The sequence below is a fragment of the Stenotrophomonas sp. GD03877 genome (assembly GCF_029840555.1).
Lineage (GTDB): Bacteria > Pseudomonadota > Gammaproteobacteria > Xanthomonadales > Xanthomonadaceae > Stenotrophomonas > Stenotrophomonas geniculata.
Genome location: NZ_JAOCCT010000003.1, coordinates 179,498 through 191,399 on the forward strand (window position 1 = coordinate 179,498; position 11,902 = coordinate 191,399).

Sequence of the window (11,902 nt, forward strand, 5' to 3'; positions counted from 1 at the left end):
CATATGTCAACTCGATGACTGCCGAAAAGGAAGCGGGCACCCCTCGGTGCCCGCTTTGCTCATCTGTTCAATGACCCGACGACCGTGTGGCGCCTGGCGTACGATGCTTTCCCAAGCGGTCTACCAAGGTCTCACTTGCATCGTTGAGACCGAACACCTCAACGGTCGCGCCGTGCTCGCGCAGCTTCATCACTACCCGGTCGAGCGCATCAACGGCGGTCAGGTCCCAGAAGTGTGCGTCCTTCAGATCGATGATGACCTCCTTGGGGACATCCAGATAGTTGAAGCTACTCACGAACTGTCCGGAAGACGCAAAGAACACCTGCCCCTTCACAACGTAGACGCGCGAGTCGGTCTCGACCTGGGTGTCGTCGATGATCAGCATCTTGCCGACCTTGCGGGTGAAGAACACCGCCGACAGGATCACGCCTGTCAACACGCCTTTGGCGAGGTCGTGGGTAGCCACGGTCACGATGACCGTGCCAATCATCACGACCGAAGAGCTCTTGGGATGAATGGCCAGCTCGCGCAGCGAGCGCCAGCTGAAGGTGCCGATGCTGACCATGATCATCACCGCGACCAGTGCGGCCATTGGAATCTGACTCACCAGGTTTGACCCATAAACAACCAGAAGGAGCAAAACCACGCCGGCCACAAGGCACGAGAGACGGCCCCGGCCACCGGAAGTGAAGTTGATCACCGACTGGCCGATCATTGCACAGCCTGCCATGCCCCCAAAGAAGCCCGTTACGGTGTTAGCCAAGCCTTGGCCCGCACATTCGCGATTCTTCTGGCTCGGGGTAACGGTCATGTCTTCGACGATCTGCGCGGTCATCAGCGATTCCAACAAGCCAACGACCGCCAAAGTCGCCGAAACCGGCAGCAGGATCTGGAGCGTTTCCCAGGTGAATGGCACATCCGGAATCAGGAACGACGGCAGGCTGTCAGGCAGCGCCCCCATGTCGCCTACGGTGCGTACCTGGAAGCCGAAATACATGGAAGCGGCCGTGAGAACCACGATCGCCACCAATGCCGAAGGAACGGCTTTGGTCAGCAGCGGCAGCAGGTAGATGATTGCCAGACCCACAGCACAGATCGCATACACCATCCACGGCATGCCGATGAGCTCGGGAAGCTGCGCCATGAAAATGAGAATCGCCAGTGCATTCACAAATCCGGTCACCACCGAGCGCGACACAAAGCGCATCAGCGAGCCCAACCGCAGGGCGCCGGCCAGCATCTGCAGGACGCCGGCCAGGATGGTGGCGGCAAACAGATACTGAATGCCGTGCTCGCGCACCAGCGTGACCATCACCAACGCCATGGCGCCGGTCGCAGCCGAGATCATGCCAGGGCGGCCACCGGCGATGGCGGTGATGACGGCGATGCAGAACGAGGCATACAAACCTACCTTTGGGTCGACGCCGGCGATGATGGAAAACGCGATTGCCTCAGGAATCAGGGCTAGCGCAACGACAATGCCCGACAGCAGGTCACCACGGATGTTACCGAGCCATTGCTGGCGCAGGGGATAAATTGCAGACATAGAAAATGATCTCCGCGCACAGCCGTGCGCGCCAAACGAAAGAAACAGGCACCCTTCCAGACCTATGTGTCTGGGTCGCTTCTTCAATCAAGCGTCAGGGTGGAGTCATCGCTAGCCGATCCGTTGGGTATTTGACGGTATATTGTAGACTTGCATAGCGCCTGAGGGGAAATCCGGCCGGCATCGCGGTCGCCTCGGTGCATTCTCAAGGGTAGCTTCCCAGATCCCAAGATCATTTCGCAGGCGAAGTCGACAAGCTGGTAGGCAGTTGATCAGATTGAATTGAGCTCTGGCCGAATCGCCAAAGAAGAGGTTGACATTCGCCGCGGGGCCTATGTCCGCTATCGGCCAGGAGAGCGGACATTCAACTCTGGAATTAAGCCGACCCGCGCAGCGGGGGCGGCTTGAATGAACTGCTAGGCCTTTTCTTCGTTTGGGTGAGGCGAAAGGCCCCACCCAGCGAACTTGATGACGCGTTTGGTAACGCGACGTCCTTCGCCTGAAGCTCCAAGGGTGATTCCAGATTCATCTCCCTTAACGCCAAGGGATCCCTTTCCTTGCCCATCATAGAACTCTTCTATCTCGACTGATTCTGAGAAATAGATTCGTTGGGATATGGCGAGCTCTTGCGCGACCCGGGCCTGATGGGCTTGGAATTCCATATTAATTCTTTGTTTCTTTGCCTCATCTTCGAGGGACGTGATTCCTTTATTCTCGGCCTCCTTCAAGTCCTCCTGAGATTTTCCGAGTGCAGCCACTATGCCAGCAATAGCAAGGCCGGCCGCACCCGCCATACCTACGGGCGTGAACGCAACAGCTCCCGCTGCGATTGCTGCGGCAGCTGATCCGGCTGCTGCATACGAATTCTTAGTCATTACTTCCCCATTTGATGTCGACAAACATGCTCAAAAAGCCTAACTACCTAATAGACAGACTTGTGGGTCCGGCTATACGGCTTATCCACAAAGCACCGTATGGTGGCTTTCCCCTTGATACAGTTCGATCTTAGGGCGGCGAGGCCCGGCTAACAAGCCAGCGTATAACCGGACCCAGCGGTAGGCTCGGCGGCGGCACCCATGGCCGCTTTGGGTCGCACGACCCCATACGGCCAGAAGCAGACATCCACCCTGCCCTGATGAATCTTCCTAGTCCATGGGTGAGCTTTGCCTATTGCGGTCTTCTTCCCTTACGGCCAGGGCTGAACTCAGAATTCGGCCCCTATCGCAATTGAACCTAAATCTCTCCTAGATCCTTGAGCACGGCTTGCCCCTTCTGCAGGAACCCAACCAGCAACCGACCTCCTGCCACCTTCCGGCCGAATTGCTCATCGAGGTAGCTGGCCTGCAGACGTGCATGGGCTAACCCCAGTCTCCTTCTTACCTCACCGCCTCGATATGCCAGCCCTTGTTCAAGAGCGCTGTTCGCAATCCCGGCGGAACTCGGTCTTCGTTTGCCGCTAGGCACAGCAACGTAGTTGGACGGGACATCGCAACGTAGAGATTCCGCATTTGGGCCTGCTGTGTCTTTGGGAGCTTGTCGAGCTTCTTCGAGGCAATCCCGGCGATGTATTCAAGCCCTAGCGCGACGTCAAATTTTCTGCTGGTGCCTCCGTAGGACTCCATCACCAGAGATGCGGAGTGCGTCTCGCCCTTCATTCCGGCTGTCGTGCCCAGTCCAAATTCAAGACTCCGTCCCAAGTGGGAGACCTGACACTTCGTAGAGACGATCGGGCTCGTCGTTCCTTGCGGCCCTGGCTCATCAAATGCGCTCAGGGCTGAGAACTCATCAAACTCGAGTCCATCCGGGAGGTACGACTTGAGTCCCTCATACACAAACTGGATGGTCGAATCGCGCTGGCCCACGATACAGAGTTGCTCGCCAGAAATCGCCAGTTGACGGGTAAGACGTTCAATCGGCATTGATGCCCCGAACTCTCTTGCGGCCCGCGGCAGCGCACGTGCATCTCGAACGCCCTCCACCAGAGGCGCACCTGCCGCGCGGAGCACCAGTAGCAGAGCTCTCCGGACGTCGGAAACACGCGAGTTGAGCGATGCTTCCAGCAGGGTCTTCTTTGCATCCCCGACGAGCCCCCAGAAGCGCTCAGAACGCATGCTGGTGATTTGCTGGCCTTCACCATAGGCCGGCCAATAATCCACAAGGTGACGTCCAGCCGCAACCCTGCCTTCTCCCAACTTTCGAGTACACATTGCCTTCACCACCCGTGTCGCAGCGTCTTCCTCGGTCAAGCGTTCGATGACTAGGCGGCCATAGTGCGGAACCACCTTGGCTACATCTGCCGTGCAGTACAGGAGTAGGACCGGCGCGTGGGAGCCAGTTCCCTCTCCAACAACGGCATTGCCGCTAAGGCGCACGCTACCCACCGCACTTGCGATGGCCGGACCAAACCGCTTACTGGTGCTGATGCAACCGTAACCGCCCCGCGGGAACGTGAGAAGGTCAGCGTTCTCCTCGTCTGAGAGAATCTTCTGGTCTACATCTCCGAACCTTTGCATCACCGACTTTCCATCGAAGATGCGATTTAGGAAAGACTCCTGGTCCCAGGACGTGTCCTGCATCTCGTCTATAAACACCATCGGGAACCGCCGGTGAACGACATCCACGAGATGCGGACAGGTCTTGAGCGCGCGGTCGGCATACGCGAACATGTCCCGATGCCGAAAGATGCCGTCCTTAGTCAGCATCTTCTTAAGTGCCATTAGCGACTTGTATGATGCCGTGTGCGTGCCGGGCAGTGTTCCGCTCTCAACTTGCACCTGCAGATCCGCCGTCCGATAGAACAAGGAATTGACGATGCCGTCGCCATTGTTCTGGTTCTCCAGATACACGCGAAGGCCCGAGAACATGCCGAGCTGAAGAAGCGACTTAGCCTTATCGGCGAAGACGACGTCGTCGATGACATCGACCTTCTGGCCCAGGCTTCGCAACATAGGCATCGCGAAGAACTGGTTGACAAAGGCATGGATGGTGCCAACGAAATGGGGATAGCTTAGGAGCTGCGCGCCCTCAGTGCTCCCCGCCAGGCGCTGCGCAATCTCGTCCCGAGCCACGTTGGTGTGGCTGAGAACACAGATGCCGCGTCGCGCATGTGGCCACTTTCTGGCCAGCAAAAGCAGCTTGGCCGCGAGCAATGAAGTCTTCCCGCTGCCCGGAACCGCATTGAAGTCACGCGAACCGTTCTCTAGTAGCGCGCTCCGGCGTTCTACGTCATCGAAGTTCAGGTCCTTGGCTAAGGTCGCGAGGTCAGCTAGGTCTACCGACTCAAGGCTGACCGCGCTCACGCTCCATTCTCCTGCGTGCTACCAGGCGACGCGCTTGGCGGATCGACTGGGGACACCACGATCGGGATGGCCGACGGAACTGAAGGGAATGCTGCGGGCACCGGGGGCAGTGCGGAGCTCGGGACTGCCGCTGCAGCTCCAGGCACGGTGAGCGCGGTTGGTACTGCCGCTCCTGGGTCAGCCGTCGCTGCAGGCTTCGCGGCTGGAGCGATAGTCAAGTGGGAGAGTGCTGCCTGCAGATAAGGAGGCAAAGCCTTGAACAGGTCTTCGCCTGTTCCATACTTTCCCGTGCAGACTAGTTGGGCTGCGTACTGGGCGGCGATGGCCTTCGATGCGTCCTTCTCTTGGAGCGGCTTGTAAATGATCGCTGCCAGCTCCTCCTCGGTGTGCCCGGCACCTTCCAGCGATGTCCAGCTCAACTCAGCTTCAACCAACGTCGCTGTCTCATCGGTTTCTGTAAGGCGTTCATCGCGAGACTTTGCCTTGGCTGCCAGCGAAATCGCCATGTGCATCAGCTTCGCACAGCCATGTAACGCTAGGTCGAACTCAAGCGTCCAGCGGTCTGACACACACACGATAGTCTTGCCGCCTTCAGCTCGTTCTTTCTTCCTCTGCACAGCTGCAGCCATCTCCAGTGCCGAGTAGTCGGAATCGAAGCGCTTCCCCTTGGCGGGTTTGGCGACATATGTCTTTGCGACGTCGGGAACGATGTCCCGGTCTGTCAGGCAGACCACAGGGATCGGAATTTCCGGACCGTCTCCCTCGCGCTGAAGGATACGAGCGTAGTGATACAGGCCCGTGTGTCCGACATTGACCATCGACACACCATGTTTTGAGAATGACCGCCCGCACATCTCAGCGATAGCGGGAACCAAGATGGCTTCGGCGGGCCCCTCAACCATCATGACGCCACGGGCGAAGAATAAGTTCGCCTTGGTTGCGTCGATGAAGCGGCGTAGGAACGAGTAATCGGTGCGGTTGAGCTTTGTCTTTCCGGCGGCCAGCGGAAAGGTATGAGCCTTGTGCACCAGCGTCATGTCTTCGATGCGTGCGGTCGAGACCAGCGAAGGGCTATGGGTCGTCATGATGACCTGCACGCGCTTCTCCGCCTGCTCCTCACTGGAATGCTCCTTCAGCAGATCCATCACGCGTTCCTGCAATTGTGGATGGAGGTGAGCCTCGGGCTCTTCGACGAGAAGCAGGGCAAGCTCCTCGCCGCCCCGAAGCAGTACCAGCTCGGTGGCCATGAACAGCGCGTTGTTGTAACCAAGGCCTCGCGCACAGCGTTCGTCCGGATGGATGTGCGCACCGGGCAACAACGACAGCTCAAACCTTTCAAGAATTGGCGTCAGCGACAGGTCGGGAGCGATGCGGATGCGCGACTGAAGCTTCTCACCCGAGAACGCGAACTGGCCGAGGTAGTTGTCGTTGATGTCCTTCTCTACGCCCTTGACGACCTCATGCTCACCCAGGTGGTGCTGCGCAAACGCCATCAAGCCGACCAAGCGCTCAGGAACGTCCTTTGGCGAGGCCTTGTCGAAGTCGTTCATCTCTTGGCCTGAGATGTCGTTGTGAGCGCCAAGAATCTGCGAAAGACGTGATTGGCGGCCTGGTCGCAGCTCCGCTTCGGCGTCACGCAGTGGTCTCAGATAGGTCGCGCGTACAAGCTCCCTGACTGCGTAGCCGACCTCCGGTCCGGTTCCAGCAGCGCCCGTTCGAATGACGGTTTCGACGCGCGCTCGCTTCGTCGCTTGTGGCGGGTGGTAGCGCGCCTCGAGATGGAGGATGAGCGAGCAGGTTCCGTCCACACCGAGGGTGAGCCATTCGAGGACCGATGCCTCTTGATCTGGGCTTAATCCACACAGCGTAGCCTCGATGCTGAGCGTTTGAGCACGGCTCTTGCCTTCGATGTGGAAGTCCTGCTCGAAGAGCCTGACGGGCTCATAGCTTGTTGTCAGTAACACCTGCCGGATGGCATCTACGATGCCGGTCTTGCCCGCATCGTTCTCGCCGACAAGAATATTGAGCCCGGGATTGAGCTCCCAATCCAGTTTAGGCGCAGTTGTGCCGTCCCCAAACGCGCGATAGTTACGCGCCCGGATGTGCTTCAGATACATGCTTTCCCCCCAATTGTTCGACGGCATCACCTACGAATATTTGCAGGCTCAATACCGACTTCAGTTCTCGCTTGCCGCTTAATATCAGCCATTTAAATCGCTGTTTGAAGGACTCTGTATAGCCGCCCCCTGAACATTGAAATCAACCAAGCGAACTTCCGCCTTTAGCCGAAGAAGCCAGTAACACACATAGATAATACGCGAAACAAATATGGGTCTTCGCGGATCAGTGGGTGCAATCGGGCACAGGGAGGATGCGAAGCGCATAACGCCACTGGGTCACATCGAGTTCCTGGGCAGCGTCATGGGCACGGAGAAGCTCGATTTCAGCTTCTGCGCGCTCGGTGCGTCCGCGCCAGGCCCTGCTGGCTGCCTCATTCTCCGCCAGCTCCTGGCGGAGCTGGCCAAGAGGGCGTCGTGATCGGTGTTGTCTGCCAGGACGGGGCTTACAGCTTCCATGGACTTCCTTGTAGCAATGGGCGATTTACCCATTGTTCCAGTGGAAGCACCGCGACAAAGTTGCTAGCCCGGCGAGATAGCCCCGGAGTTAGCCATCAGGACTCGAGTAGTTCTTGAGGATCGGCGAATTCATCCGGATCACTGACCAGGCCGAACAGCAGGTTGCACAGCTCGTAGAAATCGATCTGGTGCACCCACAGGCGGCGGTAGTTCAACGTCGGCTTGCTGCGTTCGGCCTGGTAGCTGCGCTTCACCGCGTCGAGCGCGATGCGCAGCTGGTCCTCGGAAGCGGTTGGGACATCGATGTCCAGGGAGGACAACAGGAACCAGCGCCGGTCGGGGCTGTACATCGACGGCAGGGGCCGGCCGCCCAGGTCGGGTGACAGGCTGCGCACATTGGCAAAAGAGGCCTGCACGGCGTACTTGTCCCAGTCGAAGGATTCCCCTTCCTCCGGCGGTGCCGGCGGGGCCTGCTCGTAGACTTCGGCGCGGACGAACAGGCGTCGCGGCTCCGGTGGTACTGCTCGCTGCGTCCCGGTCTTCCGGAAGCCATTGGCCTCCAGGACGGCGCGTACCATCGACCCGATGGCCCGGCGTGCGCGGTCGGCCGTCTTGCCCGCCTCCGGGTCGGTCTCGGCCAGTTCGTCGATCGGCGCCAGGATGGGGGCGAGCAGATGGGTGATGCTGGCCACCGCCGGCAAGCCACGCAGGGAGAACGCTGCCATCTGGCGGTACACCGGTTCGGAGTTGATCAGCTGCCACAATCGGCCCTGATTCCAGGTCACGAAGTCGCCGAAGTGCGGCGAGCTCTCCTGGAAGGACTCAGCGTCGACGGGGCGGAACGAGTTCACGCGGGGGTGTGCCTGCATAGCCGTTATTCTTATGTGTGCATATGGCACGTACGTTATCAGCACAAAAGGTGCTCGGCAAGGCGGAATCCATAAGCCCGCGCTGGCCGCTTGCAAATTAGGCGTATATCCCTAATAGTCGGGCCGTTCGCCCATTCGTTAGGTGCATACGTCTAATGCAAACGCTCACGGAACTAGGGTTGGCCGTCGCCAATCGCCGGCGCGCCCTGCGCATGACCCAGGCCGATGTGGCCGCGCAAGCGGGTGTGTCGTCGGACACGCTGTCTCGGTTCGAGCTGGGGAGGGTCTCCGAGTTCGGATCCCGAAAGCTGCTTGCTGTCCTGTCCGCCCTGGGCATGGAGCTGGAGTTCAAGGAAGAGGGGGCCGCCGGCAACCTCGATGAGCTCCGGAAAGAGCACATGGCGCCGCGCCGATGAAACTGTCCGTCTATGTGCACGGGCGTGAGGTCGCCTCGCTGGAGGATCTGAACAGTTTCACGAGCCGGCTCAGTTACCACGATGACGTGGAGCAAGACGACTTCGTGTCGCTCACCATGCCGGTGCGGCGGGAGCCGTGGGACTGGGACGACCAGCTGCACCCGATCTTCCAGATGAACCTGCCCGAGGGCTACTTGCTGCAGGTGCTGCAGGAGCAGTTCGGCCCCCACATCGGCGGCAGCCCAATGAACCTGCTGTCGGTGGTCGGCAGGAACATGATCGGGCGCATCCAGATCGCGCCCCCTGGCGCCGCGCTCAATGAGCCGGCCAAACCGGTTGACGTGGCCGCGCTCCTGCAGGGCGACAACTCCGCCGAAGCCTTCGCAGAACTGGTGCGCGAGCATGCCACCAGCGGCGTTTCTGGCGTCGTCCCCAAGTTCCTGGACACGGAGAAGCTGACCGGCCTGGGCAACCACAAGAAGGGAACGCTGTTCACCCACCGGCACATCATCAAGGGCTCATCCCCGCACCTGCCGTTCGTGTCCCTCAACGAGCACCTGTCGATGCAGGTGGCGGCGAAGGTGCTGCCCACGGCCAAGACTGAAATCTCGCGAGATGGACAGGCGCTGGTCGTGGATCGCTTCGACGTGGATGACGACGGCCAGCCCCTATGGGGCATGGAGGACTTCTGCGCGCTGCTCGGCATGCGGCCGGCGAACAAGTACGAAACCACGTGGGAGCGGATCGCCAGGGCTGTTCGCGATCATGTTCCTGCCGATCGCAGGATGAGGGCGTACCGACATCTCGCCACGGTTGTTCTGTTGACTTATGCGCTCAGGAATGCCGACTGCCATGCGAAGAACGTGGCGCTTCGGTACACATCCCGCCGCGACGTTGAGGCTACGCCTGTCTACGACATGCTCACCACGGCAGCCTATGGCCAATACGCCAAGAACCCGCCAGGCATCAGCTTGGGTGGTCGAAAGACTTGGGATCCGGGCCGGACCCTGCAGCAGTCGATCGTGTCGGTATTCGGGGTGCCCGCGCGCGATCAAACCCTGATCGTGGAGCAGATTGGCCAGGCAATCTCCGAGGTCGCACCGGCGGTGCGTGAAGCAGTCAATGAGCATCCGGGCTTCCGCGAAATCGGCAAGAGGATGCTCCTGGCGTGGCAGGATGGCCTGGGCATGCTGCGAAACAAGCGCACGTACAACCTGGGGGAGCTGGACCTTGGCGAGTCGTTCCGTGGCCTGTCCGACCCTGAGCCGGTGAACTCCCAGCGGGCTGTGATTGGCCGATCTGAACTTGCTGATTCGGATCCGATGGGCTGAGCAGTAATGGGGCCGGCCTGCCGGCCCCGATCCGAACATTTAGACCGGCGGCGCCATCATCTGGCGGAAGTGCGTGGGCTACACCGACGAGGGATCTACATCGGACAGCAGCGGATCGACACACCTGGTCGCTCAGCCACCTCAGCTACCGGTCGGCCGTACTCGACAATCTGCCGTACCGCCTCGATCTTGAACTCATCCGTGTAACGCTTCGTGCTCATAACCACCTCCGCCTAAGCCATAGTTTATGGCTGCGAGGTGTCTACGAAATCCTGGGCGATTCACCGCCGCAGGCATGGGTTCAGACATCGCACTAGTGCGGCCCGGGCGCCGGCTGCGCATTTTCCAACATGATACCGGCACTTGGTGGTAGACCGAAGTCACTCAGCCTTCTAGGCGTCCACGCGATCCAGGGTTCTAACCCGAAATCACGGACGGTTGCAAAAGGGTTGAGAACTTCTGGTCTTGCCTGGCGATCAACCCCGACCGGAACCCCAGATCATCGTTCTCCGATGAATGGCCCATGCAGACGTCGCGGGCTTCGTTACTCTCACGGTCCTGCCAGTCCTGGTCAGTCCTTGTCAGTCCTTGTGGCAGGAGGTGGTCAAATGCTGGCTATCACCATTTGCTTCAGGCGCAGTATCCCTGCCCAACCACTGGCCTACCAACCCCTCCCCATAGTGAAGGCAGCGGTCCGCATGCGGACGCCAAGCTGAAGGCATTCATCCGAGTGCGAATACCTCGAGTCAGGGCATTTACAAACAGCCAGCCAGTTGGGCATTGCCACCAAATGAACTGGGCAGCGACACCAAGTGAACTGGACACCGCCACCAGCTTGTTAGGCACCTGCGGGTACCGATGAGATTGATCGCCTGGACCAGCAGAAGATGATCACGCGACCGAGCCTGGTGACCAGCATCGTTGCTCGATCAGAACCATCATTCCCATAGGTCGCCGAGAACTTTGATCAGATCAACGCCCCCCGACAGCGCCGCCAAACGAACTCGACACCGCCGCCAGCCAGTTGGACACCTGACATGGCACCGATGCCCCCTTTCGGCCAGTAGCGGACGTTCAACGCCCGGGTTCAGGAGTGTCCCAGCCATAGGCGGGGAAGTCCTACTGGAACCACTTGTTGGGTCTCAATTTGAGCCCTCTAGTTTGGTCAGGCGGCAGGCCATCTCGTCACGAACCTCAGTCTCCGAGTGAGCTGAGAGTGCCTTTAGCGCCTCAATGGCTTCTGGAGTACCGATGTCGAAGAGTGCGTGGCTGAACCATTTTGCCACCACGCCGGAACGCTGGTTTCGGTCATCCCGACGTCCACCCACGAATGAAGGCTTCCTGTTCCCGTGTCTCTACGGCACCTGGGCGCGCCAGTCGGATCATTCGTATAGCGTCTTCGCCATCTTGGGTGGTTCCGGTGTCCAAGAGCAACATTGAGGCGACGGTACCAGCGCGACCTAGTCCACCTTTGCAATGGACGACGACCTTCCGACCAGCACGTAGCTCCCGCGACAACAAGGGTCCTAGCGCCTTCCATCGGTCCAGCAAGCGTGCGTCCGGCGCAGCCCCATCGGTGATTGGCAAGCCATGCCAGATGAGTCCATGGGCAGCGGCGCGTTCAGGCAGCGACGTGATCCGAAGCTCCTCGAACTCCCAGGGCTCGATCAACGTGATGAGGTGGTCCGCTCCCCAGGTGCGGATCGCGGCAAGGTCTATGTCGATATCCCTGGCCCAGGCGCCGGTCATCGCCGATTCCTGGAATTTTCCCGGCGCAAAGGTGACTCCTATCGCACCGCCTTGCGTACCTACGGCCAGCTCCGCAATGCGGATGGGGTCCGAAACACTTGTCCTGACCACACGGG

8 protein-coding genes and 1 pseudogene are annotated in these 11,902 nt (G+C 59.6%); 2 read left to right on the top strand and 7 right to left on the bottom strand.

All coding sequences use genetic code 11. The features are described 5' to 3' along the window. Positions 1-67 precede the first annotated feature (67 nt). The 5 genes from N5D20_RS03330 to N5D20_RS03350 form a co-directional block, all read right to left on the bottom strand. Positions 68-1,546: a SulP family inorganic anion transporter gene (locus tag N5D20_RS03330; protein WP_219627921.1), complete on the bottom strand. Its 1,479-nt coding sequence runs from the start codon at positions 1,544-1,546 to the stop codon at positions 68-70. A gap of 416 nt (positions 1,547-1,962) precedes the next feature. Next, the gene (locus N5D20_RS03335; RefSeq protein ID WP_180866806.1) at positions 1,963-2,421 is read right to left on the bottom strand and encodes a hypothetical protein; all 459 of its coding nucleotides are present in this window, start codon (positions 2,419-2,421) and stop codon (positions 1,963-1,965) included. 501 nt (positions 2,422-2,922) lie between these two features. Further along, the gene (locus N5D20_RS03340; protein ID WP_279914263.1) at positions 2,923-4,845 is read right to left on the bottom strand and encodes a UvrD-helicase domain-containing protein; all 1,923 of its coding nucleotides are present in this window, start codon (positions 4,843-4,845) and stop codon (positions 2,923-2,925) included. Next, on the bottom strand, positions 4,842-6,962 hold the full coding sequence (locus tag N5D20_RS03345) for an AAA family ATPase (protein WP_219627920.1): 2,121 nt from the start codon (positions 6,960-6,962) through the stop codon (positions 4,842-4,844). Before N5D20_RS03345 ends, N5D20_RS03340 begins: the two co-directional genes overlap by 4 nt. 554 nt (positions 6,963-7,516) lie before the next feature. Continuing rightward, positions 7,517-8,290, bottom strand: a complete 774-nt coding sequence (locus N5D20_RS03350; RefSeq protein ID WP_180866804.1) for a hypothetical protein — start codon at positions 8,288-8,290, stop codon at positions 7,517-7,519. A gap of 155 nt (positions 8,291-8,445) precedes the next feature. Between N5D20_RS03350 and N5D20_RS03355 the strand changes: the two genes are divergently transcribed. Both N5D20_RS03355 and N5D20_RS03360 read left to right on the top strand, forming a co-directional pair. Then, a complete protein-coding gene (locus tag N5D20_RS03355; RefSeq protein WP_258010363.1) occupies positions 8,446-8,706 on the top strand; it encodes a helix-turn-helix domain-containing protein in 261 nt (86 codons plus the stop codon). Continuing rightward, a complete protein-coding gene (locus tag N5D20_RS03360; protein WP_180866802.1) occupies positions 8,703-10,037 on the top strand; it encodes a type II toxin-antitoxin system HipA family toxin in 1,335 nt (444 codons plus the stop codon). The genes N5D20_RS03355 and N5D20_RS03360 overlap by 4 nt, the downstream gene beginning before the upstream one ends. Before the next feature lie 116 nt (positions 10,038-10,153). On the opposite strand, the pseudogene N5D20_RS03365 reads toward N5D20_RS03360, so the two are convergent. Next, positions 10,154-10,258, bottom strand: a pseudogene (locus N5D20_RS03365) (transposase); the annotation flags it as partial. A 1,087-nt stretch (positions 10,259-11,345) separates the two neighbouring features. Next, positions 11,346-11,786, bottom strand: coding sequence for a cyclin-dependent kinase inhibitor 3 family protein (locus N5D20_RS03370; RefSeq protein ID WP_258010362.1), 441 nt, complete (start codon positions 11,784-11,786; stop codon positions 11,346-11,348). Positions 11,787-11,902 lie beyond the last annotated feature (116 nt).